This window comes from Arthrobacter sp. Cza30, assembly GCF_059090765.1.
On record NZ_JBNHGA010000012.1, the window covers coordinates 23,160 to 47,174 of the forward strand.

Sequence of the window (24,015 nt, forward strand, 5' to 3'; positions counted from 1 at the left end):
GGTGGCGGCGAATGGTCGGCTCTTTAACGGCGGCGCGGCCGTAACCGGCGCCAGGCGCGCTCATTCTGCGCTGGCTCCGCGTTGACGCCTGCCCGGTGGGCTGGTCCGCTGGTTAGGCCCGCCGCGAGCCCGGCCCTCAGATTCCGCCGTCTTAGCCGTCGCTGCCGGTGAGATGGATCCCGGCTTCCGGCGTGGCCACCCGGAAACTGAAGGACTGCTCGATGTACAGGTACACGAACTCTTCGTCGTGCCGGTCATAGCCCACCGAGAGGTCTTGGCCGGATTCGAACAGGAAATCTCCGCCGCGCAGGCTCATGACGATCGCCCCGCGGACTCCCGGCGCCCAGACAATCGGACCGCCCAGCAACTTGCGCAGGTGCTCGGACAGCAGGTAGCCGCCGCGCTCGGTCGCCTCCACCACGGCCGTGTAGTGCCCGGGGCCGAGTGCCAGGCCGAACGGACCTCCGATGCCGGCCTGGAGCAGCGCTGATACGGCCTTGGCAATACGCTTGGGGTAGTCATTGAAGTCATTCACGCGCGGAACCGGCGAATGCGGGGTGGCGCTCGTGACCCCCTCAATGCCCACCTGTCTCCAGCCATGGAATACGGCCGCGTTCTCCGCAATGGCAATCTGCATCGCCGCCTCGGCCAAGTCCGTGAGGTCCACATCGGCCGCGCCCCGGTCGTGGTCAAGCAGTTCCAGCCGGGAAACCTTGAACGGTGCGCGCATCTCCACCAGGGGCAGCACCCCGCGCCGTCGCGTCGCCACGCCGTCGGCCAGGGCCGGACCCGTGATGCTTTCGGTGCGGCCGAGGTTTGTCGCCGAGTACTCCCAGCCGAACGGACCAGCGAAATCCACCATTTTGCGGGCCCCGAGCGCAACGGTGAGCCGCTCCTTGGCCTCCCGGTCCAACAGCGCCCACCCATCGTCTGAGATGGGGGCGTGCTCGCGCAGCAGGTGATCCATGGTCATGAGAAGTCCTCCTTGAGGCTGCCGATTCCCAGGGACGAATCAGAACCGGCTCGCCTCCGGCGAGGGTACGTACGAGTTAACGCACCCGACGGAGGCCGGCCGACCGGCCCGGGCGCGGGGACTACAGTTTCGTCCGTGCCGGCAGCCGTTGCTGCCTCGGCCGCCCCGCCGTTGGCCACAATGTCGCCGTCTTGGAAGAGGGTGCCCCGGGCGATCTGCCGCCATTTAGGCTTCCTGCGGAGGAGAAACTCCAGGTCCATGCTGAAATGTTTGAACTCCTCCGCCAGGGAATCCTCCATGATGGCGACCGATTCCGGGTCCTTCTCCAGCGACATCCGTTGTTCGTACCAGCCGATGGCCTCGGCCTCCTCTGTCAGGTTTGCGCACATACGCGCAAAGGTCCGCGTCTCGGCGGAGAGCTCTGCGGCGGGTTCGTGGTACTGGTCAAAGCCCATCTGGATTCCTCCGTGAGGTTGTGCCTCTCTGCCAGCGTAGCCACGGCCCCGCCGGCTGACTACCTTTGACGGCCTGAAGGCCCGGGAGTGGGCCTGGCTACTGTATGACCGTTAGGCGTAGACATAGATCGACCGAACTGCTGCGTTCTTGTCTATTTCTGGCCGGCCAGGATCGGCCATCTTCCGGGCGCTGGGATTGCCCCATCGTGTAGGGCTTCTGCCGGTGAAATCCGCGCTAGGCCCTACTCAGTACCCACCGGAAGAATCCATGAAGAACCACAGGGACGGCCCGTCGCGGCCGGCGAGTTCACGGCGGACCGCTAGGGAACGCCCCGGTGCCGCCGACGCGTTATCGGGAACGCTACCGCGGCATAGTAAAGTTGCAGGGTGAATCGCCGATACTCCGCCTTGCTCATGCTGCCGCTCGTCGCTCTGCTTGCCACCGGCTGTGCGCAGGTCGAGCAGGCCGCCTCCGACGCCGTCGACCAGGCCGCTAATTCCGCTTCCGAGGCCGTGAGTCAGGCCGCGTCCAACTTGGCCAACGCAGCGGTCGGGGAAGCAGTCAAGCAGGTGTGTGCCCCGATTCAGGACGGCAGCATCGGTCCAAAGGAAAAGGAGATGCTCGGGGGTCTGGTTTCTGCCGCCGACGCAGCCGGCGTTCCCGCCGAGATCACCGGGCCGATGTCGCAGATCGCCGAGTCCGGCGACCAGATTCCGGCCGACGCCCTGGCCTCCATGCAGCAAGCCTGCGACAACAACGGTGCTGGGTAGTTAGGCAACCAACTGACCACTCCCAACCGCTCTTTCGCGGAATGGGAGAGCTTTTGGGTCACCGGGGGAGCTGGGTCCGGCGGCAACGCGGCTGTCAGAACGGTGGCGTTTCAGGCTGGGTCGGCCAACCGTCAAACGGACTGGAACTTTTGCCGGGCGGCGCGGTGCCTCCCGCGGCACTCTCCACCCCGATATCGAGTTCCGACTGCATCGGGACCTGCGACGTATTGGAGTGGCGCACCGGCATCCTGCGGACCGCCGCGCCAGAGTCTGATGGGCCTCCACCCGGTGAAGGGCCGCCGGGCCGACCGGGCCCTGAGCCCATGGCGGCCGGCTCCGGCAGGCGCTCGGGCAGCCGCGCGTCTTTCAACCACACGTGATTGCGGAGCGGCTTTTGAGCCGGGTCGACGCTGAGCGGCGGTAAGAACCAGACCACGCCCTGCCTCACTTCGACCCGCCAATCGCCCTGATGCAGCAAGTGGTGGTGGTGCCCGCAGACCAAGACGCCATTATCGACAGAGGTCGGACCACCCTTTTCAAACCACTGGATGTGATGCACTTCGGTCCAGGGAGCGGGCGCAGTACAGCCGGGGAAGGCGCAACCTCCGTCCCTGGCAATGATTGCCAGGCGCAGGTATTTCGGAAACAACCGTTGGGACTGACCAACATCCAGAATCGCACCCGTACCGGAGAGGATCACCGGGATGATGTCGGCATCGCAAGCGATCCGCCGGATTGTCTTGGCGGTCAGCGGTCCGGAGAAGATGCTGGTTCCCGGACGTCCGACCTCGGAGGCCAAGTCCTTGTAGTCGATGGTGACCAGCAGTTGCGGGCGGCGTCCGCCAGCGGCTGGCACAAGATCAGTGGTGAGAGCGATTTTGCAGGCACCAATGAGTCCGTCGAGCTGCTTCTGCTGGCGGGTACGCCCGTGCTCTACCGTCGCATCAACTAAAGCGTCCGCTCCGGCGTCCTGAGCGTCCGCGCCTGTCTCGTCGTCGTTCTCGGAAGCGCCGTTCAGCCGGGAGGCCATGTTTGGTGCGTCAACCGCGTCAAATCCTACTGCCCCGGCCGTGGCCGTTCCTTCCCTCAAGCGAGGGTTGGTGGCGGTGTTGTAGACGGTTGCAAGAACCTCGTTCTGCTCGTCGGTGGCGTTGATTTCGTAGCAGTGCAGGCCATTGCGCCGCCCGCGATAGAACAGGCCCTGGCGTGCTTTGAGCTCGGCTGGCCCGAGGTCGGCGCCGGTTGGGTTGAGGCCGCCTTCCCAATGCCGGATCAGCAGCCTTAGTGAGTCGGTGTCGTAATCCGAGGCATGCTGAACCAGTGCCTCTTCCATCTTGCGGAGCTGCTCTGGGCCGACGGTGCGACGCAGCCCGTCGACGGCCCTCCGGATCAGAGTTGCGGCCTGACCGGAGACCATTCCATCGTCCATTGCACGGGCGAGCACCGGCAGCCTGGGCGGCACGGCAGGCTTACCCGGCGGCGTCGGGCGGACTTCGGTGGCTTCGGCGAGCTGGAAGCGTCGCGCAGCCTCCTGCCGGGGGATGCCCAGCTTCGCCCGCAGATAGTCTTCGTTCGTTTTGTAGGCGCCGCGCATAGGATTTTTCGGTTCCTCGGGGTCATGCGGCTTGTCCGTTTCTCCAACGGCGGCGATGTTTTGCGCTTTGATGATGCCCGCCAGAATCAGCTGGGTTTGACCAACAATGTTGGCCAGCTCTTCAACCTGTGCCGCCGTCTGTGCCACCGACTTGGTACTGCGTGTCAGCCCGTCGCTCCGGAGGCGATGATTCAGTTCGCTGACCTCGGCGCGGATCCGGGCCAGCAGGACGGAATCATCCTGCCCTGCTCCCGGAGCCTCATCCAGCACCTCAATCGCCATAAATACAGCCTATGAAGCCCTCGAACAGGGTAGGAGAACCAAGGGTCGGTATGTGGATGAGCAAGCGCACGGGCTGGCTGTGGAGAAGAAGTGGAAGGGTGCTCAAGCACGGGCGTCGAAAGTCAAGCGTTCAAATCCCGCCCCAACCCCGTCGTCAGCGGGCGACCGGCGCGCCCTCCACCGAAGCCGGCTCGTCGGCGGGCTCCTCCACCGGTTTCCGGATGAAGAACGCGGCCGCCACCGCCACGATGGAGATGAGGGCGCCGGTCAGGAATGCCATCCGCACACCGCCTGCCACCGCCGTCGTCGTTGCCGCACCTCCGGCGGAAAGAGCGGCCGCCTGCATGGACATGACGGTGACGAACATGGCGGTGCCCGCCGCGCCGGCCACTTGCTGCACCGTGCCGATGACGGCGCTTCCATGCGAGTACAGCTGCCGCCGCACCGAGCCGAGACCAGCGGAGAACAGCGGCGTGAACAGCAGCGCCAGGCCCACGCTGAGCACGATGTGCGCCGCCAGCAGCGTCAGCGGGGCGGTGTTCTCGCTGACCGTGGAGAAGAACCAGAGCACGGCGCTGACCACCGTCGTCCCCGGCACCAGCAGCACCCTCGGGCCGAACTTGTCATAGAGCCGGCCAACGGCCGGGGCCAGCAGGCCCATCAACAGCCCGCCCGGCAGCAGCATCAGCCCGACCTGCAGCGGCTCGAGCCCCAGGACCTGCTGCATATATATAGGGAGCAGAATGATGGTGCCGAACAGTGCGGCCATGCTGACAGCCATCAGCCCGACGGACACGGAAAAGTTGCCGGAGCGGAACGTCCGCAGGTCCAGCAACGCCCTGTCCGAGCGCTGCAGCCGAACCTGGCGCAGCAGGAATGCCAGCAGCCCCACGCCGCCGGCCCCAAACGCAACCCACATGGCGGCACCCGTGCCCGGCCCCGCCGTCGTTGTTCCGTGCCCGGCGCCGACCTGGCTGAGGCCGTAGATCAGTCCGCCGAAGCCGATGGCGGAGAGCGCCACGGACGGCAGGTCCAGCGGCACCGGCCGGGGCTCGGTCACGTTCTGGATCCGCCGGTTGCCGACCACCAGCATGGCCAGCGCGATCGGCAGCACCAGCCAGAACATCCAGCGCCAGGACAAGGTGTTGAGGATGATGCCGGAGATGGTCGGGCCGATGGCAGGCGCCACCGATATGACAATCGAGACGTTGCCCATCGTCTTGCCGCGGTCCTCGGCCGGCACCAGGTTCATCAGCGTGGTCATCAGCAGCGGCATCATGATTGCGGTGCCCGACGCCTGAACCACGCGGGCCACCAGCAGCACCTCGAACCCCGGAGCCAGCGCGGCCAGCAGCGTTCCCGCGGAGAACAGCGCCATCGAGGCGGTGAAAACCTGGCGCGTGGTGAAACGCTGCAGGAGGAACCCGGTCACCGGGATGACCACCGCCATCGTCAGCATGAACGCCGTGGTCAGCCACTGCGCCGCGCGGGCGCTGATGTCCAGGTCGACCATTAGCTCGGTCAGCGCCACGGACATGATGGTCTCGTTCAGGATCACCACGAACGCAGAGACCAACAGGATGCCAATCACGCGGCGGTTCCGGCGCGACTCATCAGCGGTCAGCCCGCTGCCCTTGGCGGGTCCGGGCCGTGCCGAGGCTCTGTTCGTCGACATATCTTTATTCACGGGAAGATCCTCGAGTGGAAATCGTGCTGTTGCGGGCGGCCGGAAACAGCCTAAGAACGCCGGGCGCAGGCGGAGTAGTAGCTTAACCTGCCCCCGCTGACTCCTATTCCCAGCCGTCAACCTCGAATAAACAACGACGCCGGTGCTCGCCGCCGGGCGGGAACCGCCACCTGCGGGGGAGGGGGGGGAGGGGTGCGCCCAAATGTCCCGCACCGGTCCCCGTCAAGAAGACCACTCCCGTCGCATAGTAGAAGTGGAGGGAGAGTCCCGCACGCGTTAAAAGAGGAGAAGCCCCGCCGGCGCAAGGCCGACGAGGCTTCCCTGTGATCCTGGACCGGCCGTTGGGGGAATAGCCGGTCCAGGAGTCTTAGGGGTGGTTACATCGTGTAGTAACCGGTAACGGGCATGGCGTTCACGTCGTGCACCAAGGTGCCCTGGCTCGGGTTCAGGGCGCTGATCATTTTGCCGCCGCCCAGGTAGATGCCCACGTGGCCGCCGCCGTTCTGCACCACCAGGTCGCCCGGCTGCGGGTTGCTGGTCGGGGTCAGGGCGCCGCCCTGGTGCTGGCTGAGGCGGGGCAGGTCGACACCAGCCTGTGCGTAGACCCACTGGGTGAAGCCGGAGCAGTCCCAGCCGGCCGTGGAGGTGCCGCCCCAGACGTAGGGCGTTCCCTGTGCCGACATGGCGATGTCCACGATGCTCTGGTTGCCGCCGGTTGAGGCGGGCTTGATGTCGGCGCTGGCCAGCGAGACAGTCGCGGCGTCGGTCGACGCAGCCAGGGTCGTCGCGGCTCCGCCGCCACCCTGCGCTGCCTGTCCGCCGCCGGACTGGGTGCCCTGTGCGGAGCCGGTCAGCGCGATCTGGTCGCCCGGGTAAATGATGGAGTACGCGCCCAGGCCGTTGATGGCCAGCACGTCCTGCACATTTTTGCCGTACTGGGCGGCAATCGTGCCCACGGTGTCACCCGCGACCACGGTGTGCGTGGTGGCACCGGCAGCAGCACCGGCAGCCGAGCTGGTAACGGAAGCGCGCTCCACCTCGAAGCCGGCGTTGGCCGGAGCGGCAACGGTGTCCGTCGCGTTGGCAGCGCCGTAGGTCGGGACCGTGACATCGGCGGCGGCATTGGCCGGCAGGCCGGCACCCAGCATCAGGCCACCGGCGGCGGTGACGACGGCGGCGCCGCGGCCGACGGTTCCGGCGCGGGACGAGACAGCCTGGGACAGACCGGCCACGGTGGCGTTGCGGACCGGGGTGGCACGGTGGCGTGCGCGATTGTGTTTGAGCAGCAAGAAGATACCTCTCCCAATGCCTGCGAGGTAAGCTGTCGGGTTCGGGTGGGAGTCACCCGGCCGTGCGGCAGTGCGGTATGCACTCCGTACGACTTAACCCCAAGAGCCCCAAGAGGGGCCCGGAATGTGGGTCCCCCGCCTCTGCCAGATGTCTAGCGAACGAACTCGGAAAGGCTGGCAGAGCTAGGCAATACCCTCCGAGGACATCGGCGCATGATCGCCGACGTGATGAAAACACTACATAACGGTTCGGTAACTGTCCAAGCCCTGAAATTTACCTGTGCATAACCTGAAAGCCATCTTCCCGTTAGGAGCGAGCGACCCCCAGCGGCCGTTGCACAGCGTCCGTCACGGTACATCGGGCGCAACAATCGGCTGGTTACGCCTCCGGTGCGGGCCAACTTGTACGCTGGCAGAGTGGTGGACTTCACGCTTAAACAGCTGCAGTACTTTGTGGCAGTGGCCGATCATGGCTCAATCTCGGCCGCCGCGGCCGCCAGCCACATCTCACAGGCGGCCATGTCCCAAGCGCTGACAGAGCTGGAGCGGATCGTCGGCGCGCAGCTGATGGTCCGGCACCGGTCCCGCGGAATCGCCCTGACCGGCGTCGGGCAGCAGTTCCTGCGCGACGTCAGGAGCCTGGTCCGGCACGCCGACGACGTGCAGAACAGCATCATCGAGCGCCAGCAGGGATTGGTCGGCCCGCTGGCCATCGGCTGTTACAGCACCTTGTCCGCCTTCTGGGTTCCGGTGATCAGCGAACGGTTCATCAAGCCGCATCCGCGCCTCACCGTGACCATGGAGGAAGGCGAGGCCGCCGAGCTGCAGCACCGGATGCAGGAGGGCTATCTGGATGCGGTGCTGACTCACACGCGGCACCTGTTGCCCGGCGTGCAGGCCCGCACCGTCAAGGAAGGCCGGCCCTACGTCCTGCTGGCTGCGGACCACCCGCTGGCTTCCCGCAAAAGCGTCCGGCTTGCCGAGCTGGCCGAAGAGGACTTCGTCTCGCTGGACATCCCCACCGTGCGCGACAACCAGCTGGTCAATCTGCGGCTGTCCGGGCTGGATCCGAAGATCGCCTGGCGTTCGTCGAGTTTTGAGGCGGTGCGGGGCATGGTGGCGCGCGGCCTCGGCTACACCGTGCTGGTGCAGCGGCCGCCGGGCAACTACAGCTACGACGGGCTTCCCCTGGCCACGGTGGAAATCGACGGACCGGTCGGGCACAGCGACGTCTGCGTGGCCTACGCCAGCGTCACCCGGCCCAGCCTCAGGCTGCGGACATTCCTGGACTTTTGCGCCGAGGTCGGCGGCGCGGCGGCGAGCGGATGGGATGAGCCTACGACGGCGTGATCCCGTCCCGTCAGTTCGGCGAGCAAGGCGCCGGGCGGGCACACGACGGCGTGACCCCGCTCCGTCAGCGCGGCCAGACGGGCGGGCCGCGACGGCGGCCGCTGCCCCGGACAACGGCCGCCGTCGCGGTTAACGCATGGCTGGAGGAACTACATGTTCTCCGCGGTAAGGTCCTGGTCCTTTCCTTCCTTGATCGCCAGGATGCACAGCCCAGCGAGAACGAATGCGCCGGCGCAGACCGTCGCCACCAGCCACAGCTCGCCGCCGGCCGCCAGCACCAGGCCGCTGGCGATCATGGGGGTGAAACCTGCGCCCAGCGTCGAGGAGAGCTGGTAGACCAGCGAGGCGCCGGTGTAGCGCATCCGGGTCGGGAACAGCTCTGCGGTAAACGCCCCGAACGGGCCGAAGATCGTGCCCTGGATGACGCCGTTGGCCAGGAACAGCCCGATCGCGAACAGCCACAGCGTCCCCAGCTCCAGCATCCACATGATGGGGAAGGCCAGTACCGCGCCGGCGGCGATGCCGATCAGCATCACGGGCCGGCGGCCGAGCTTGTCGCTGTGCCGGGCCGCAAACCAGATGGCGACGACGGTCAGCGCCGCGCCCAACGCTTTGACGTTCAGGACGCTCGTCCGGTCCAGGCCGACCTCGTCCACCACATAGGAGATGGCCCAGACGGTCATCAGGCCCTGGACGGTGTAGGAGCTCATCCCCACCAGCGTGCCCATGATCACGTTCTTCGGGTACTTCGTCAGCACCTCGAGAATCGGGATCTTCTTCTCCTCGGCCTTGTCCTCCAGTGCCAGGAACAGCGGGGACTCGGCGACCTTGAGGCGGACGATCAGGCCGATGCCCACCAGGACGATGCTGATCAGGAACGGCAGCCGCCAGCCCCAGGTCAGGAACTGCTCGTCCGGCAGCACGGACACGGCCGAAACCGCCAGGGTGGCCAACACCGCACCGGCGGGACCTCCCATGTTGGCGAAACTGGCCGCGAACCCGCGGCGTTCCTTCGGAGCGTGCTCCAGGCCCATCAGCATGGCACCGCCCCACTCGCCCCCGACGGCCAAGCCCTGGACGATGCGCAGCACGATCAGCGCCAGCGGAGCCGCCATCCCTATCTGCGCCGTGGTCGGCAGCAGGCCGATCAGGGTGGTGGCCACGCCCATGAGCACCATGGAGGTGATCAGCACCCCCTTGCGCCCCAGCCGGTCACCGAAGTGGCCGAAGATGATCCCGCCGAGCGGCCGGGCGATGTAACCGACCGCCAGTGTGGCGAACGAGGCGAAGATCCCCACCGCGGGGTCCAGGTTCACGAAGAACACCGTGTTGAAAACCAGCGCCGCCGCGGTGGCGTAGAGGATGAAATCGTAGAATTCGATGGCGCTGCCCAGGAAGCTGGACGCCAGGATGCGCCGCATTTCCGGGGTGTTGAGGCTGGGAACCTTCAGGTCCCCGGGCTGCCTGCCGTTCGCGGCAGGGGCCGACGCCGTCGTCGTGTCATTGCTCATGGTGCAACCGCCATTTCGTCATGATCGGCGACTCCGGTGGATTCCGGGTCGCTGGAAGAGAAGGAGATAACGTCCAGATCGTCGGGGACCAGGAACGTGCCGTTGAAGTCCCTGCCGTGTGCCTGCCAGACGGCGTCCGGCGTGGTTCCCGGCACCAGGTGGTGCAGCGCCAAGGTGCGGGCGCCGGCCTGCCGCGCAATCGCGATGGCGTCCTGCGGCGAGGTGTGGGACCTGCGGTGATGGTCGATGGAGGCCCGGGCTTCGTCGGAATCGATGCTGCCGTACGCCCGCTGCACCCAGTCGAAGTCGATGGCCTCGTGCAGGAGCAGGTCCGTGCCGCGGGCCAGCCGCACCAGGTTCTGGCAGGGGGCGGTGTCGCCGGAGATCGTGACAGACCCTTCGGCCGTGTCGAACCGGAAGGCGAAGGCGGGGGCCACGGGCGGATGCTCCACCAGGGTGGCCGTCACGGTGACCAGTTCATCGCGGTAGATTTCGAACGGCTCCATGCCGGCCGGCGTCGGGTTCTGGTTCGGGTGGTAGCCGATGGCGTCCGGGACGACGATGTCTTCGGCCACGAAATAGTCCAGCGGCGAGGGGCGCAGTGCGTCGATGACCCGGTCGTTGAGGTCGGTGGCGTACGCCTGCATCAGGTGGTGGAACATGTCCCGGGTGCCCGGCGTCGGCAACTGCGGAAAAACGGGCGACGGCGGAACCGTGGCGCGGGGTGAGGCCGGCGGCAATTCTCCCCGGTCGCCCGGTCCCAGGATGCGGATGCTCCGCTGGCCCGGCGTGAGGGTGAACAGTCCGAAGATGGCCAGCCCGGCCAGATCGATCGTGTGGTCGGAATGCAGGTGGGTCAGGAAAATCCCGCGCAAGGACGAGACCTGCAGGCCTGCCTTCATCAGCTGGCGTCCGACGCCGTTGCCGGCATCCACCAGATAGACGGCATCGCCGACGACGACGGCGGTGGCGATGCCGGTGCGGCGGCCTGCGTTCTCGCCGGTCCACCAGCGGGGACCGCCCGCCGTGCCCAGCGTGACGACGTGCGGCGTGAGGGAATGGGTCATGGGTCGAGCTCCTCGGAAGTCTTTCCGCCTGTGGTGCCGGCGGAACCTGAATTCCATGATGCGGCTCACACACACTTTCGTAAAACGGTAATAACCGACCAACTTAAACGGTTTCACTTATGACCCAGCCAGCCCGTCGGCCGCCGGCGGCCCTCATCCGCGAGCCGTCCCATTGTCCGGGCACGACGGCGGGAGTAGGCTCCGCCTTATCCGGGCTGCGGGGACGGCCGGCGCTTCGGCTGTGGCCGGCGGCGTGGCCCAGCCACTTCGGAAAGGAATGAGCGCCATGCCCATCACGCGTGAGTTGATCATCAACGGCGAGCACGTCCCGGCAGCCTCCGGCAAGACCACCGAAGACATCAGCCCCTACTCGGGCGAACCCTTCGCCACCGTCGCTGCCGCCGGGCCGGAAGATGTCACGCGAGCGGTCGACGCGGCGTCGGCGGCCTTCGACGATTGGGCCGCAACGCCTCCCACCCAGCGGGCCAAGATTTTCCTGAAAGCGGCAGACCTGTTCGAGGAACGGATGCAGCAGGGCATCGAGCTGATGGCCGGCGAGGTGGGTGGTGTGGCGGTCTGGGCCGGGTTTAACGTCCAACTGGCCGCCAATATCCTGCGCTCGGCCGCCGCCGCCACCACCGCGCCGCGCGGCGACGTGCTGGCCACCGACCTGCCCGGCAAGTTCTCGTTCTCCGTCCGGCAGCCCTACGGCGTGGTGGCGGCGCTGTCTCCGTGGAACGCACCTTTCATCCTGGGCATGCGGGCCATGGCCATCCCGATGGCCGTGGGAAACACCGTGGTGCTCAAGCCCAGCGAGGACGCGCCGCTTTCCTGCGGCCTGTTCCTGGCGGACGCGCTGCTGGATGCGGGCCTGCCCTCGGGAGTGCTGAACGTCATCACGAATGACCGGGCGGACGCGAACGAGGTGGTGAGCACCCTGGTCTCCGACCCCCGCGTGCGGATCGTGAACTTCACCGGTTCCACCAAGGTGGGGCGCATCGTCGGCACGCTGGCGGCGCAGAACCTGAAGCCGGCGGTGCTTGAGCTCGGCGGCAAGAACTCCCTGGTGGTGCTCAAGGACGCCGACGTCGACTACGCCGTGCAGGCGGCGACCTTCGGCTCGTTCATGAACGCCGGGCAGATCTGCATGTCCGTGGACCGGGTGATCGTGGACCGCAGCATTTCCGAGGAGTTCTCGAGCCGGTTCGCGGAGAAGGTCGCCACGCTGCCCACCGGGGACCCGATGAAGCAGGACACGGTGATCGGACCGCAGGTCACCCAGGCCTCGGCGGACCGGCAGTACGCACTGATCGACGACGCCGTGTCCAAGGGTGCGACGGTGTTGGCCGGCGGCGGGAAGGCGACCCAGGCCGTGGTGCCCGCGACGGTGCTCTCCGGGATCACCGAAGAGATGCGGATCTACGACGAGGAGATCTTCGGTTCGGCGACCACGGTGATGGAGGTGGATGGCCCGGAACAGGCGGTGCAGCTGGCGAACGACACGCACTACGGCCTGACCTCCGGTGTCATCACGGAGAACCTGGCCGCGGGCATCGAGGTGGCGCAGCGGCTCAAGACCGGCATTGGCCACGTCAACGACCAGCCGGTGCTGGACGAACCGATGGCCCCGTTCGGCGGCATCCAGCAGTCGGGCTACGGCAAGTTCGGCGGGCAGGCCGGCATCAATTCGTTCACCGAGGAGCGCTGGATCACCATCCAGCAGAACGGGCACGCGCAGTACCCGTTCTGAGCCGTCAGTCGCGGATGCGCACGGCCGTTTCGCGCATGTAGCGGTCCACGTGCGCGTACGCGTCGCGGGTCAGGGCTTTCCATAGTTCGACGGCGAGGCGCGGATTTTCGCTTTCCAGCCGGCTCATGGTTTCGGCCGGGAGGAGCCTGACCCGGACCGGACCGTCGGCGCGCACGGTGGTTTCCTGCCGGTCCGCGCTGCCCAGCGCCATTTCGCCGAACGTCATGCCGGCGCTGAGGGTGGTGAGCTTGACCCTGGTGTTCCCCGGCCCGGCGGAGGTGGTGGTGACGCGGCCGGACAGGATGAAATAGACGCCGGCGAAGCGCTGGCCGACCCGGCGGATAAGCTCGCCGTCGTCATACTCGCGCTCTTCCATCAGCTCCGCGAGCGCCGCGGAGTCCTCCGGGTCGAGCGGGCTGAGCGCCGGGGAGTCGGGCACCTCCACGGTGGCGGGCCGGCAGAGCTCGTCGCCGTAGCCGGCGATCAGCCGGTTTTCGGCGAATTCGACGGCGGTGCTGCGGGTGGCGAACGACGGCACCGGCCGCCCGGATTCCTCGAACCGCTGCGCCAGGGCGCCCTCGCCGTCGATCATCACCAGTTCGCGCCCGGCCTCCGCGAGCGAGGCGCGAAGCTGCTCCAGCATGTCCAGGGCGACCGGGGCGGTTTCGTCCACCCGGCGCATGTCCAAGATGACGAGTTCCACCGACTCGTCCAGGTCGCTGACCTCGCGCACCATGGATTCCGTGCCGGCGAACAGCAGGTCCCCGTTCAGCTCGATCACGCGGGCGCGGTGCCCGTTGGCGCGCAGCACCTCGGCGGCCTCGTCGTTGCGACGGATCCCGGACGGGGCGTCGGTGATGTCGTAGCTGGCGCGGATGGCGTTGCGGCCGGTGCGCGCGGCCCGGACGAAGTGCAGCCCCATGTCGTGCGAGATCCTCCGGCTGGCCGCCACGCCGCGCACGCTGCTGCCGTGGTCGTCCAGCGGCGGCGAATAAACGGCCAGGCCCAACTGGCCCGGCAACACCGCGAGCAGGCCGCCGCCGACTCCGGACTTTGCCGGCATGCCCACGTCCGAGAGCCACGCACCGGCGTCGTCGTACATGCCGCAGGTCGCCATCACGGAGAGGACTCGTTCCTCCACCTCCAGCTCCAGCACCTGTTTTCCGGTGAGCGGGTTGGTGCCGCCGTTGGCCAGGGTGGCCGCCATGACCGACAGGTCGCGGCAGGTGACGAGCACCGAGCATTGCCGGAAGTAGTCTTCGGCCACCGGGTCCGGATCCTGCTCGATGACCTCGAAGGAACGCAGCAGGTGGGCCAGCGCCCGGTTGCGGTAGCCGTGCCGCGCCTCGGACTGGAACGTGCGTTCGCTGACCGACAGGTCGCGGCCGGCGAAGGCGGAATAGTGCTCGAGGATGCGCCGGAAACCGGTCTTGCCGCCGCTGCCTTTGATCAGCGAGGTGGCGGTCAGTGCTCCGGCATTGATCATCGCGTTGGCCGGACGGCCGGTGCCCGGAGCCAGCGAGATCTCGTTGAAGGCGTTGCCCGACGGCTCCACGTCCACCTTCCGGTCCACGGCGTCGAGGCCCAGGTCGGAGAGCGCGAGCCCGTACGTGAAGGGCTTGGAAATGGACTGGATGGTGAACTCTTCGTTCGAATCGCCGACCTCGTACACGTAGCCGTCCACGGTGGCCAGGCAGATGGCGAACTTGTCCGGGTCCGCGCCGGCCATCGCGGGAATCCCGTCGTACGGTTTGCCGTCCTTGAGGCCGGCGAGCTCGGCGTGCAGGGTGCGGAGATAGCTCTGGATAGGGGAGTCCATGATGCCAGCCTATGGGGTGGCTGGAACGTACAACCAACGGAGTCGGACCCCACGGGCCGGACCCACGGGCCGCCCACGGCCATGCCCGGCGAGCGGCCGCCGAGGTGCCGGAAGAGTTCCGCGGCGGAGCTGCCGGCGTCCGGCGGGTTAGATTGGCGGTATGACCGATCCCGGGCCGGTGCCGGCCGCCGACAATCCGCTGTTCGACTTGCTGGGCGCCGGTGATCGCGCCGGGGTCCTTGGCTACGCGGCAGCCATGCCGGACAGCGAAAAGCGGCGCCAGAAGTCGATGGTCCGGAGGTTCCGGATGGTGGTCTCGGCAGAGCCGACCGGCGCGCGCGCGCCGGACGGGTGGTGGCGGGGCCCGTTGCAGCCCGATCATTGGGCCGCCGCGGACATCGCCCACATGGCCTGCATCGGTGCGGAACGGTCCGCCGGCCTGTCCTACACCGATTTCAAAGTTGCGCGCGACGTGCCGCCGGTGTTGTTTCCGGGCCACCTGGACCTGTTCGTCGAGGCATGGGCGGCCCGCTACCTGCGCAATCCCAAAGGCTGGGACCGCAACCGCGGTATCGACGCGATGTTTGACTGGGTCCGCGACGGCCTCGTGCCCGCTCCGGCGCATCGAGGCGCGATGCTCCTGCTGTTGAGCCAGACGCAGGTTAAAGCCATCGACTTTCTAAAGTTCCTGCGGGCGCGGCCGGGATTAATCGACGTGACGCTCAAGGAACTGTTTTACGTACCCGGAATCAAGGGTGCCAGCGCCATGCAGTTCGATGAGGGCAATCCCTGGGAGAACCGCAAGCTGGCGGTTCTGCTGCCCCAACTGGTCAAGCTGGGCTACTGGGACGCCGAGTGGGTCCGGCAGGGGATTGAACGCGTCCTGGTGAGCGACGAATGGCCGGACTACCAGAAGCGCTTTTTCAAGCTGTTGCGCAGCAACCTCGCGGACTAGCAAGGGCCGGCAGCGGACCTCGAATGCTCGGCCATGCGGCAGGCCGTCCCGTTCATGACTGGAAGCTGCCAGGCGGCCACATCGAAGTGCATCACGTCGCGGTGCACGACGTGTTCACGGTCTGACGCCGGTGTCGCTGCGCTGATGCATCGTCTACGCTGAGGGAAAAGGCGCCGCGGCGAAAGGCAGGACAGCAATGACTTCCAATCCGCAGGGCACGGGACGGGACGGAGCCGAGGCCGGGGGCACCAACACCGGCCGATCGGGAGCCGGGCCGTCCGGTGGCTCCGGGCAGGGTACGCCCGACGGCCTTGGGCCCAAAACCGGCGGGACAGGCAAGGATGGGCGCGAGGCGAGGCAACAAGGCACGCGGCTGGGGATGATCTGGACGTCGGTGGTCGTTGCGCTGCTCCTGCTGGTGCTCCTGATCGTGTTCATCGCGCAGAACCAGGACCAGGTCCTGCTGCGCTATTTCGGTTTCGAGGGGCAGGTCGCACTGGGGCTGGCGCTGTTCGTGGCGTCGGTCGCCGGGGGAATCTTCGTCGCCGCCGCCGGGGCCGCCCGCATCATCCAGCTGCGCTACCGCACCCGGGTAGGCCGCAAGAACGGTACGGTCCAGCGATAATTCGGGTTCGCAGATGCCACAAGACGTACACCGCCGGCTGTTCACGGTAGGTCACGGCACCAGCACGCCCGAAGAGCTGGCCGAACTGCTCAACGGTGCCGGCGTGCAGAAGGTCGTCGACGTGCGCCGCTTTCCGGGCAGCCGCAAGCATCCGGACATGGGCCGCGATGCGCTCGCCGAATGGCTTCCGACGGCGGGCCTCGGCTACCGCTGGGAAGAAGAGTTGGGCGGACGACGGCGGATCCCGGCCGGCGAGCCGGAGCCGGACAGTTGGTGGCAAATCGCTGCGTTCCGGGCCTATGCCGCCTACACGCGCACCCCGGAATTCGCCAACGGACTGGGACGCCTGCTGAAAGACGCCGAGGCCGCCCACGTGGCGATCATGTGCAGCGAGAGCGTGTGGTGGCGCTGCCACCGCCGGATCATCTCGGACGTCTTGGTACTGCTGCACGCCTTTGAGGTGGTGCACCTGCTGCCCGGCGGCAAGAAATCCTTGCACGAGCCGTCGGCGGGTGCGCGAACCGATGCCGGCCGGTTGTACTGGGACCTGCCGGCGGCCTGACGCCCGCGCGCTGGGGGGCGGTCAGCGCTTGCGGCCGAAGACCAGCGAAGCCAGTGCTGTCGCAGCCGTCACCGTATAAACCGCCGGCCAGGCGCCAATCTTCTTGGCCAGCGGGTGGGACACGCCGAAGGCCGTCAGATAGCCACCGGTCAGTGCCGCCGCCCGGCCGGTGCCGGCGTTGCGCTGCCACATCGCGAAGGCTCCGGCTCCCGCAGCGGCCAGCACGGCGCCGGCCAGCGGGCGGTTCTTGGTCGCCTGGCCGGTCTTGAAACCGCCGAGCAGGCCGGTGCTGGTGAGCAGGGTGGGGAGGACGGAACTCATGGGCATCTCCTTGGACGTCGGGACTTCAAGACTATCCCCGCCCAGTCGGCAACGGGGTGCCCGCCAACCTTGGCCGGCGTCCTGGTCAAACCCGCCTGAGGGCATCTGCCCGAGGTGCCGCGCTAGGATGCCGCCGGCGGGGATCTCCCCTCGGTGGGAACCCGCCCGCCCCCGCGGTGCCAAACGGTGAGGTACAGGCGGTGGGCGGTGATGACCAGCGCCAGCCACGCAACGCCGAGGGTCCAGGCGACCAGGACATCGGTGAACCAGTGATGGCCCAAAAAGACCCTGCTCAATCCCATGGCCGCCGCGAACAGGGCCGCGGCGCCGACCGTGAGGATCTTCGACCGCCGTCTGGCCTGGCGCAGGATGAGCAGGTAGGCCACCACGCCGGCGATGACGACCGCGTTGAGGGAGTGCCCGCTGGGAAAGGACGCCGAATATTCGAACGGCGGCACCGCCTCCCGCAGTGCCGGGCGGGCGCGTCCGATGAACTGCTTGGCGGCAACCGTCATCAACAGCGACCCGGCGGCGGCGGTGGTGATGAGGATGGCCGGTGTCCAGGACCGCCGGCGGAAGGTCAGGATACCCATGACCAGCAACGCGAGGATCGGCATCCCGATGGGCCCGCCGATGTTCGTGAACGCGGTAACCGCCGTATTGAGCCAGGGTGACCGGACGCTTTGTGCCGCGTCCAGGACCGGCTGATCGAATTCGGCAACGCCGTCTTCGTCGGTCACCGCCTCGTAGATCTCCGCCGACGCGACGGTGAGCAGCACGGCGACCAGCGCTCCGGCGGCCAGCGTGAGGATCAACGCGGCGTGTGGACCCAGGATGCTGCTGAGGCGGTGCATTCCCCGCGCCAGGAACCTGCCCGGCGGCGTGCCCCACCTGGTCAGGTCCCGCCCGCCCAGGAAGCGCTCTTCACGCAGCCCGTCGACTGGTCGGGACGGTGGCCCGGCGTCGTCGTTCACTTCGTCAGGCACGGCGCACCCTCAGCAGCGGCGTCGCGTGGCGCTCCGGCAGTGTCGCGCGGGCAAGCTACGACGCCGCACAACCGCGCTACGGCGCCGACTTCCAACGGGCTACTGCGTCGCACGACCGCGCTACTGCGCGGCCTTCCGCCTCGCCGCGAGCAGCTTGTGCGTTCCGTCGCAGTACGGTTTGATGCCCGACGCGCCGCAGCGGCACAGGGCGACCGTCTCCCGCGTCCGGGGCACCGCCTCGCCGTCGCCGTCCACGAGGGCAAAGTCACCGCGCACCAGCAGCGGCCCGTCGGGGCAGACGACGATCTCGGTCGGTTCCTGGCTCATCATTGCTTTCTCCTATCGAGGCGTTGAGGTGGCTGAACCGCCGCCGCAGTGAGGCCGGGGTGCTGGCCGCGCTCCGCAGCCGACGGCCGGCATACGGCACGCCGCCCGCACAGCGCCAGCCCACGGCAAGCCATGAGGTCCCGGCCCGCTCCAGCACCCACAGCGGTGCCCACAGCGCGGCGCGCGCGCCGAACACGCGGGCACCGCCGGCACGCCGCCGCCCCGCTTCCGCAAGGACGACGGCGGCGGCGGCCCACACCCCGTAGCCCGCCGGCCGGCGGGCCTGCAGCAGCAGGAGCGGGGCCAGCAGCAGTTCGACGGCCAGGCGCGCGGGCTGGGTCTGTGAATCGTAGGCCTGCCGGACCCGCTGGCCCACGAAGTGCCGGAAGGTCGGCGGCAGCCGCCGGACATAGATGCCGTCGGCCCGGACCTGGCGGCCGCCCGCGGCCCGGACCGTGCGGATCAGTTCCAGGTTCTCGAACAACACGTCGCCGCGGTAGCCGCCGGTCCTCAGCAGCAGCGAGCGGCGGACGCCGAGCGTGCCGGGGTAGTCGGACGCGACCGCCCGGTTCAGGAGGGACCGCGCGGTGTCCCAGCGGGCATGCCACGGCAGCGGGGCAAAGTAGTTTTGCGGGCGCACCAGCTCGGCCTGCGCCAGTAATTCCGCGACGGCGGCAAGGTTCTCCGGGGTGTAGCGGACGTCGTCGTCGGCAATGATGACCCGGTCGTGCCGCGCGTGCCGCAATCCGGTCAGCACCCCCTGCACCTTTCCGTTGGGCGTGGGCGGTCCGTCCGGGCGGAAGTGCTGCACGCGCCGCCGCCAGAGTCGGTGATGCTCGGCGAAAACCGGCTCCGCCGAGCCGTCCACCACCGTCACGTCCACCCACTCCGGCAGGGACAGCAGATACCGGGTCAGTTCGGCGTCGCCGCCACCGTCCTGCCACTTCAGCGGCAGGACGTACTCGATCCTCACACCGAGGCGCCGGCGGCGACCGGTGCCTGCTGGCCCGCAGCCAGGGGCTGGCGCAGCGCCGAACGGCCGGAGCTCCAGGCATCCAGCTGCCAGCCGCCGGCCAGCCCGTCCAGGTAGAGGGCGCTGCCAGCGCCAAAGAACACGTCGGCCGCCAGGACCGGGTGCTCGGCGATCAGTCCGCCGGCCAGGTCCCGTCCGGCGATTTGTTCGTGGACAGCATCGGCCTCCACATGTTCCTCGAAGTATTCCGTCACGTCGCCGTCGAAACCCAGCCGACGGAAACCGCGGGCATATTTGCCGTTGGGAATCGAAGAGGTCATCTCGTAGATGGCCAGGTGGCCGCAGATCGCCCCACGCAGCCGCCGCTGCAGCCCGAACAGCGACATGCTGTTGACCGACGCCAGCGTGATGGCCGGGATGGAGTCCACGTAGGCACCGAACGAGGGGTCCAGCCCCAGGCCGCGCATGGTGCGAGCGAAGAGTTCAGAGTGCATCCGGCCGGGCTTGCCGCCGCCGTATTCGTCGGCCTGGATCTCCACCATGGCCGACTTGGCCCGCCCGTCCAGCCGGGGGATGGCCCAGGTGTGCGGATCCGCTTCCTTCAACTGGTACACCGAGCGAAGGACCAAAAATTCCTTGGCCTGTTCCAGCGAGGCCTCGCGGGCCATGAACGCGGAGAGGCTGGGCCCGTCGTCGTCGGCCGCCAGCTCGAACAGCCGGTCCGCCACCGCCTGTGGCGAAAGCTGTTGCGGGGCCGAAACGGAGACGGCCTCCCGCAGCCGGGCCTCCATCCGCTGCTCGATCAGGGCGCGGACCCGCAGGAGGGGCAGGTTCCACTCCCACCGGTCGTCCACGCCGTCCAGCCCGCCGTAGTGAAGTTCGTACAAGCAGAACAGTGCCAGCTGCAGGTCCTCGTCGAACAGGACGTCCTCGGTGACGGCCAGCGTGTTCTCGGCCGCGGCCTGCAGCTCCGGGAGCGCGTCGGGAATCGGGCTGCTGTGCAGGGCGCTCAACAACGTCTCGCTGACAAGACCCCGGGGGTGTGGGAGCTTCACGGCGTCTCCTTACTGGATCGGCGCACGTCGCGCCGGTTCGTGATCTCCAGTTGACCCCGGCCCCCGGGACACGTCAAGAGTTGGCGCAGCGCCGGGCGCCTCCCGGCGGCGGCACCTGCGCGGCAGCGCCTTGGCTTCGCTTCCCAGCAATGGCAAGGTGGAAGATGTCCGAACATCTCGACTGGAAGGACGGAAAACCATGCCCGAAATCGCAGGCAAAAAGGTCCTGGTAGCGGTGAGCAACCGCGGCGTCGAACAGGACGAGCTGAAAGTCCCGGTTGAAAAACTGCGCGCGGCCGGGGTCGACGTGACGATCGCGGCACCCGAAGCCGGCGACGTGGAAACCATGGTCGGTGACTGGGACCGAGGCGAAAAAATCCCGGTTGACAAATCCTTGCCGGATGTTTCCGACGGCGACTACGACCTGCTGGTCCTGCCCGGCGGGACGCTGAACGCGGACCAGTTGCGGCTGGACCCGGATGCCCAGGGCATCGTGCGGTCCTTCTCCGAATCCGGCCGGCCGGTCGCCGCCATCTGCCACGGCCCGTGGCTCCTGGTGGAAACCGGGCGCACCCGCGGCAAGACCCTCACCTCCTACATCTCGCTCAAGGCGGACATCATGAATTCCGGCGGCCAGTGGGACGACGAGCCCGTGGTGATCGACCGCGAGCACGGCTGGACCCTGATCACCTCCCGCAACCCGGGCGATCTGGACCAGTTCGTGGGCGGCATCATGGACGTCCTGGCCGAAACCACTTGAGCCCGGAGGTATCGCCGGTGCAGCCCCCTTCCGCGCCGCCGGTGCCGGCCACGCGCAGGGGAACCGGCACCATCGCAGAGATGGATGCACGCCTGCCCCTGGCTTGGCCGGAGGTCACGCCGGCGCGGGGCAGCGTGGTGCTGCGCCAATTCCGCAGCGAGGACGCCCACTTGGCGTTGGAGCTGGCCCAGGATCCGTACATCCCGCTGATCAGTTCCATTCCTTCGCCGTGCCGGGAGGATGCTGCGGTGGAGTGGATCCTGCGCCAGAACGGCCGGTTCACTTCCGGCGCGGGGTACTCCTTCGCGGTGGCGGATTCGGAGTCGGACCGGGCGGTCGGCCAGATCGGGCTGTGGCTGACCTACCTGCCGGAAGGCCGGGCCACCGCCGGTTACCTGATGGCGCCGGCACACCGGGGGCAGGGCCGGGCGGCGGATGCCCTCGCGGCGCTCGCGGCCTTCGCCTGGACCATTCCGGAACTGCACCGGCTGGAGCTTTACATCGAGCCCTGGAACAACGCCTCGATCCGGACCGCCGAGTCGGCGGGTTTCGGCCGCGAGGGCCTGCTGCGCAGCTACCAAACCATCGGCGGCGTGCGCCGCGACATGCTGCTCTATGCCGCGATCCGCCCGCAGACCTGACCCATTCCCGTTTAGACCGGGCAGCTATACCATGTTGCCGTGCCGAACGCACCGGGTGCCTAATGCTAGGACCTGCACCTGCGAAAACTGAAGGGTATGACGGGCCGGCGCCGCTTGGCCGCCAGCCTGCCGGTTGCTGTCACAGGAGTGTGAGCCATGAGTGATGTGTCCAGGTGGTCGCCGTTCGAGCGCCGCTCGCCCTTCGAACTGGCGGAACCGTTCCGCCGCTTCTTCGAAGGTGAACACGAAAAATCCATGATCCGGGTGGAGGAGGAGATCAAAGACAACGTCCTGACCATCCGCGCAGAGTTGCCGGGTATCGACCCGGAGAAGGATGCGGAGATTTCGGTCTCCGAGGGGCAGTTGCATATCCACGCCGAGCGCCACGAGCGGAAGGAACAGAAGGAGAAGGGCAGCTACCGCTCGGAGTTCCGCTACGGATCCTTCTCCCGCAGCGTGCCGCTGCCCCAGGGCGTCAAGGACGAGGACATTACCGCCACCTACCGGGACGGGGTGCTGGAAATCAAGGCCCCAATTCCGCAGCCGGAGACGGAAACGCCCCGGCAGAAAATACAGGTCAGGCGCGGGTAGGGCCCGGTTCCGTCAGCCGCCCGACAACTTCGTCAGCCGCCCCACAACTACGACGACGGTGCCCGCTGAGGCGGGCACCGTCGTCGTAGTTTCGCAAGAGAGGAATCAGAGGTGGATCTTGACGTCCGCCTTCTCACGCAGGTCCGTCACCATGGCCTGCGTGGCTTCGGTTTCCTTCTGCGCCTGGATCTGCTGTTCCAGGTTCGGCCGCATTTCCTTCATCGAGGGGACCTCGGCCTTCTGGCCGGTCTGTTCGCCCATCTGCTCCTGCTGCTTTTTAGCCTGCTCGTAGGCGGCCTTCAGTTCGTCCTCGGTGGGCTTGGCGTCGCCTGCCTCCTCGGCAATCAGCTTGTCCACCCGGACCTGGGTCTCCATCTCGGCATTGACCTCGTCCTCGGTCATGCCCTGTTCCTTGATGGCGGCCATGAGCTCGTCCACGGTCTTGAACTGGTTGGCCTTCGCCATCTCTTCCAGTGAGGCCTGCACCTCCTTGTCGGAAGCCTTGATCCCGCGGGTGTCCGCTTCCTGGATCAGCAGCTGCGTGCCGACCATGGCCTCGGCCGTCTGCTTCTTCAGCGCGTCCTGGTCCACTTCCTGCCCCGTCATCTGGGACTGCATGGCCATCTGCTGGAACTGCCCTTCGTACGCGGCGGTGAACTTGTCCTTCGGGATCTCCGTCCCGTTGACCACGGCCACCACGTCCGGAATGCCTTCAAGATCGGGCTCCGGCAGCTGGGCCTGCCCTTCCGCGCCCGCGCCGGCTTCCGCGGAGGCCGCCGGGTTCGAACCGCTCTCAGCCGGCGCCCCGCAAGCGGTGAGGACGGCGATGGAGCCGGCAACGGCCAGGCTCATTAACCACTTCTTAGTCACACTGTTCTCCCATCTCGGTGCATAAGTCAGCGACACTACTGGCCCACCATGTGTGTTGCCGTGGCGAAAGCTGGGAGAAACCTAGGCAAAAGCGGAGGGAAGGCGTCGGGACCGGCGGTAGGGCGCGCGTACGCTGTGTCCATGAAACGCTACGAGCGATGGTTTCCCGCAGCAGCTTTGGCCGGGCTGGGCGTGGCTGCCCTGCTCTATAAGGGCCAGGACGGCGAATGGCTGCCCGGCATCATCTTCGCCACGCTGCTGCTGGCCGGCGCGTGGGCGGTCAGTCCCTTCTTCGGCAGCCGGCGGGCCGCCCCCTGGACCACGCTGCGGGACCAAACCGACGATCCCGGCCGGGTGGTCATCTTCTGGCGGCCCGGCTGCGTCTACTGCCTGCGGCTCCGGGCAACCCTGGGCCGCCACGGCCGGGCCGCCCACTGGGTGAACATCTGGCAGGACCGGGACGGCGCGGCGTACGTCCGGCAGCACAACCACGGAAATGAAACCGTTCCCACGGTGTTGCTGTGCGGCGAGGTCCTGACGAACCCTGAGCCCAGCCTTGTCGGCCGGGCCTTGGCCGGCAGGTGAGCGTAGACCCTATCGCCGGTTGGAGCGGCTGAGTACCATGGTGCCTGCAGCCACGCGCGTCGAGCGCGAGGCCGGGCATTTGACGGACTGGGCTGCCTGATGTGCGCCGGCGTCCAGACGGGCCCCGTTCCTGCTGCATGAAGCGGGAGCCGGGCGCTGGAGATGCACTGTCACGGGGAAGCGCACCCAGGGGGAGGTGGCACGATGCGGGTTTCG

24 protein-coding genes and 1 riboswitch are annotated in these 24,015 nt (G+C 67.6%); of the genes, 10 read left to right on the top strand and 14 right to left on the bottom strand.

From position 1 onward, the window contains the following. Nucleotides 1-151: 151 nt before the first annotated feature. On the bottom strand, nucleotides 152-967 hold the full coding sequence (locus AC5RVZ_RS29765) for a family 1 encapsulin nanocompartment shell protein (RefSeq protein ID WP_494069218.1): 816 nt from the start codon (nucleotides 965-967) through the stop codon (nucleotides 152-154). 2 nt (nucleotides 968-969) lie between these two features. Continuing rightward, entirely contained in the window at nucleotides 970-1,428 is a 459-nt protein-coding gene (locus AC5RVZ_RS29770; protein WP_494069219.1) for a ferritin family protein, read from the bottom strand. A 414-nt stretch (nucleotides 1,429-1,842) separates the two neighbouring features. Here AC5RVZ_RS29770 and AC5RVZ_RS29775 point away from each other — a divergent pair, with 414 nt between their 5' ends. Next, entirely contained in the window at nucleotides 1,843-2,199 is a 357-nt protein-coding gene (locus tag AC5RVZ_RS29775; protein ID WP_494069325.1) for a hypothetical protein, read from the top strand. Between the two features lie 94 nt (nucleotides 2,200-2,293). On the opposite strand, the gene AC5RVZ_RS29780 is transcribed toward AC5RVZ_RS29775, so the two are convergent. From AC5RVZ_RS29780 to AC5RVZ_RS29790, 3 genes are all read right to left on the bottom strand, one after another. Beyond that, complete coding sequence (locus tag AC5RVZ_RS29780) at nucleotides 2,294-4,075, bottom strand: HNH endonuclease signature motif containing protein (protein ID WP_494069220.1); 1,782 nt, start codon at nucleotides 4,073-4,075, stop codon at nucleotides 2,294-2,296. Nucleotides 4,076-4,229: 154 nt separating this feature from the next. Next, the gene (locus AC5RVZ_RS29785) at nucleotides 4,230-5,750 is read right to left on the bottom strand and encodes an MDR family MFS transporter (RefSeq protein ID WP_494069221.1); all 1,521 of its coding nucleotides are present in this window, start codon (nucleotides 5,748-5,750) and stop codon (nucleotides 4,230-4,232) included. Between the two features lie 389 nt (nucleotides 5,751-6,139). Further along, nucleotides 6,140-7,051 (bottom strand): C40 family peptidase, encoded by a 912-nt coding sequence (locus tag AC5RVZ_RS29790; protein ID WP_494069222.1) that lies wholly within the window; start codon nucleotides 7,049-7,051, stop codon nucleotides 6,140-6,142. Nucleotides 7,052-7,054: 3 nt separating this feature from the next. Next, nucleotides 7,055-7,219: riboswitch (cyclic di-AMP (ydaO/yuaA leader) on the bottom strand. Between the two features lie 249 nt (nucleotides 7,220-7,468). On the opposite strand from AC5RVZ_RS29790, the gene AC5RVZ_RS29795 reads away from it, so the two are divergent. Further along, a complete protein-coding gene (locus AC5RVZ_RS29795) occupies nucleotides 7,469-8,401 on the top strand; it encodes a LysR substrate-binding domain-containing protein (protein WP_494069223.1) in 933 nt (310 codons plus the stop codon). 149 nt (nucleotides 8,402-8,550) lie between these two features. Here AC5RVZ_RS29795 and AC5RVZ_RS29800 read toward each other — a convergent pair whose 3' ends face one another. Both AC5RVZ_RS29800 and AC5RVZ_RS29805 read right to left on the bottom strand, forming a co-directional pair. Next, nucleotides 8,551-9,912 (bottom strand): MFS transporter, encoded by a 1,362-nt coding sequence (locus AC5RVZ_RS29800; protein WP_494069224.1) that lies wholly within the window; start codon nucleotides 9,910-9,912, stop codon nucleotides 8,551-8,553. After that, nucleotides 9,909-10,979, bottom strand: a complete 1,071-nt coding sequence (locus tag AC5RVZ_RS29805) for an MBL fold metallo-hydrolase (RefSeq protein WP_494069225.1) — start codon at nucleotides 10,977-10,979, stop codon at nucleotides 9,909-9,911. Before AC5RVZ_RS29805 ends, AC5RVZ_RS29800 begins: the two co-directional genes overlap by 4 nt. Before the next feature lie 286 nt (nucleotides 10,980-11,265). Here AC5RVZ_RS29805 and AC5RVZ_RS29810 point away from each other — a divergent pair, with 286 nt between their 5' ends. Further along, nucleotides 11,266-12,729, top strand: coding sequence for an aldehyde dehydrogenase family protein (locus tag AC5RVZ_RS29810; RefSeq protein ID WP_494069226.1), 1,464 nt, complete (start codon nucleotides 11,266-11,268; stop codon nucleotides 12,727-12,729). 4 nt (nucleotides 12,730-12,733) lie between these two features. Here the strand turns inward: AC5RVZ_RS29810 and glsA are convergent, their stop codons facing one another. Continuing rightward, on the bottom strand, nucleotides 12,734-14,548 hold the full coding sequence (glsA, locus tag AC5RVZ_RS29815; protein WP_494069227.1) for a glutaminase A: 1,815 nt from the start codon (nucleotides 14,546-14,548) through the stop codon (nucleotides 12,734-12,736). A 160-nt stretch (nucleotides 14,549-14,708) separates the two neighbouring features. On the opposite strand from glsA, the gene AC5RVZ_RS29820 reads away from it, so the two are divergent. The 3 genes from AC5RVZ_RS29820 (at nucleotide 14,709) to AC5RVZ_RS29830 (ending at nucleotide 16,690) form a co-directional block, all read left to right on the top strand. Next, nucleotides 14,709-15,503: a hypothetical protein gene (locus AC5RVZ_RS29820; RefSeq protein ID WP_494069228.1), complete on the top strand. Its 795-nt coding sequence runs from the start codon at nucleotides 14,709-14,711 to the stop codon at nucleotides 15,501-15,503. A gap of 379 nt (nucleotides 15,504-15,882) precedes the next feature. Beyond that, nucleotides 15,883-16,128 carry a LapA family protein gene (locus AC5RVZ_RS29825; RefSeq protein ID WP_494069229.1) on the top strand — a complete coding sequence of 82 codons (246 nt, stop codon included), beginning with the start codon at nucleotides 15,883-15,885 and terminating at the stop codon, nucleotides 16,126-16,128. A 13-nt stretch (nucleotides 16,129-16,141) separates the two neighbouring features. Next, complete coding sequence (locus tag AC5RVZ_RS29830; protein WP_494069230.1) at nucleotides 16,142-16,690, top strand: DUF488 domain-containing protein; 549 nt, start codon at nucleotides 16,142-16,144, stop codon at nucleotides 16,688-16,690. A gap of 21 nt (nucleotides 16,691-16,711) precedes the next feature. Here AC5RVZ_RS29830 and AC5RVZ_RS29835 read toward each other — a convergent pair whose 3' ends face one another. The 5 genes from AC5RVZ_RS29835 to AC5RVZ_RS29855 form a co-directional block, all read right to left on the bottom strand. Beyond that, nucleotides 16,712-17,011 carry a hypothetical protein gene (locus AC5RVZ_RS29835; protein WP_494069231.1) on the bottom strand — a complete coding sequence of 100 codons (300 nt, stop codon included), beginning with the start codon at nucleotides 17,009-17,011 and terminating at the stop codon, nucleotides 16,712-16,714. A 122-nt stretch (nucleotides 17,012-17,133) separates the two neighbouring features. Then, nucleotides 17,134-17,997, bottom strand: a complete 864-nt coding sequence (locus AC5RVZ_RS29840; RefSeq protein WP_494069232.1) for a phosphatase PAP2 family protein — start codon at nucleotides 17,995-17,997, stop codon at nucleotides 17,134-17,136. A 120-nt stretch (nucleotides 17,998-18,117) separates the two neighbouring features. Further along, on the bottom strand, nucleotides 18,118-18,327 hold the full coding sequence (locus AC5RVZ_RS29845) for a CDGSH iron-sulfur domain-containing protein (protein ID WP_494069233.1): 210 nt from the start codon (nucleotides 18,325-18,327) through the stop codon (nucleotides 18,118-18,120). Continuing rightward, entirely contained in the window at nucleotides 18,263-19,297 is a 1,035-nt protein-coding gene (locus tag AC5RVZ_RS29850) for a glycosyltransferase family 2 protein (protein ID WP_494069234.1), read from the bottom strand. Before AC5RVZ_RS29850 ends, AC5RVZ_RS29845 begins: the two co-directional genes overlap by 65 nt. Further along, nucleotides 19,294-20,352, bottom strand: coding sequence for an iron-containing redox enzyme family protein (locus tag AC5RVZ_RS29855; protein WP_494069235.1), 1,059 nt, complete (start codon nucleotides 20,350-20,352; stop codon nucleotides 19,294-19,296). The genes AC5RVZ_RS29850 and AC5RVZ_RS29855 overlap by 4 nt, the downstream gene beginning before the upstream one ends. 199 nt (nucleotides 20,353-20,551) lie before the next feature. Between AC5RVZ_RS29855 and AC5RVZ_RS29860 the strand changes: the two genes are divergently transcribed. The 3 genes from AC5RVZ_RS29860 to AC5RVZ_RS29870 all read left to right on the top strand — a co-directional run bounded on the left by AC5RVZ_RS29860 (nucleotide 20,552) and on the right by AC5RVZ_RS29870 (nucleotide 22,344). After that, nucleotides 20,552-21,112 (top strand): type 1 glutamine amidotransferase domain-containing protein, encoded by a 561-nt coding sequence (locus AC5RVZ_RS29860; RefSeq protein WP_494069236.1) that lies wholly within the window; start codon nucleotides 20,552-20,554, stop codon nucleotides 21,110-21,112. A gap of 80 nt (nucleotides 21,113-21,192) precedes the next feature. Beyond that, a complete protein-coding gene (locus AC5RVZ_RS29865; protein ID WP_494069237.1) occupies nucleotides 21,193-21,753 on the top strand; it encodes a GNAT family N-acetyltransferase in 561 nt (186 codons plus the stop codon). 156 nt (nucleotides 21,754-21,909) lie between these two features. Continuing rightward, nucleotides 21,910-22,344, top strand: coding sequence for an Hsp20/alpha crystallin family protein (locus AC5RVZ_RS29870; RefSeq protein WP_494069238.1), 435 nt, complete (start codon nucleotides 21,910-21,912; stop codon nucleotides 22,342-22,344). Between the two features lie 105 nt (nucleotides 22,345-22,449). Here AC5RVZ_RS29870 and AC5RVZ_RS29875 read toward each other — a convergent pair whose 3' ends face one another. Next, on the bottom strand, nucleotides 22,450-23,196 hold the full coding sequence (locus tag AC5RVZ_RS29875) for a SurA N-terminal domain-containing protein (RefSeq protein ID WP_494069239.1): 747 nt from the start codon (nucleotides 23,194-23,196) through the stop codon (nucleotides 22,450-22,452). Between the two features lie 159 nt (nucleotides 23,197-23,355). Here AC5RVZ_RS29875 and AC5RVZ_RS29880 point away from each other — a divergent pair, with 159 nt between their 5' ends. Continuing rightward, entirely contained in the window at nucleotides 23,356-23,799 is a 444-nt protein-coding gene (locus AC5RVZ_RS29880; RefSeq protein ID WP_494069240.1) for a glutaredoxin domain-containing protein, read from the top strand. The last annotated feature ends 216 nt before the right edge of the window (nucleotides 23,800-24,015 follow it).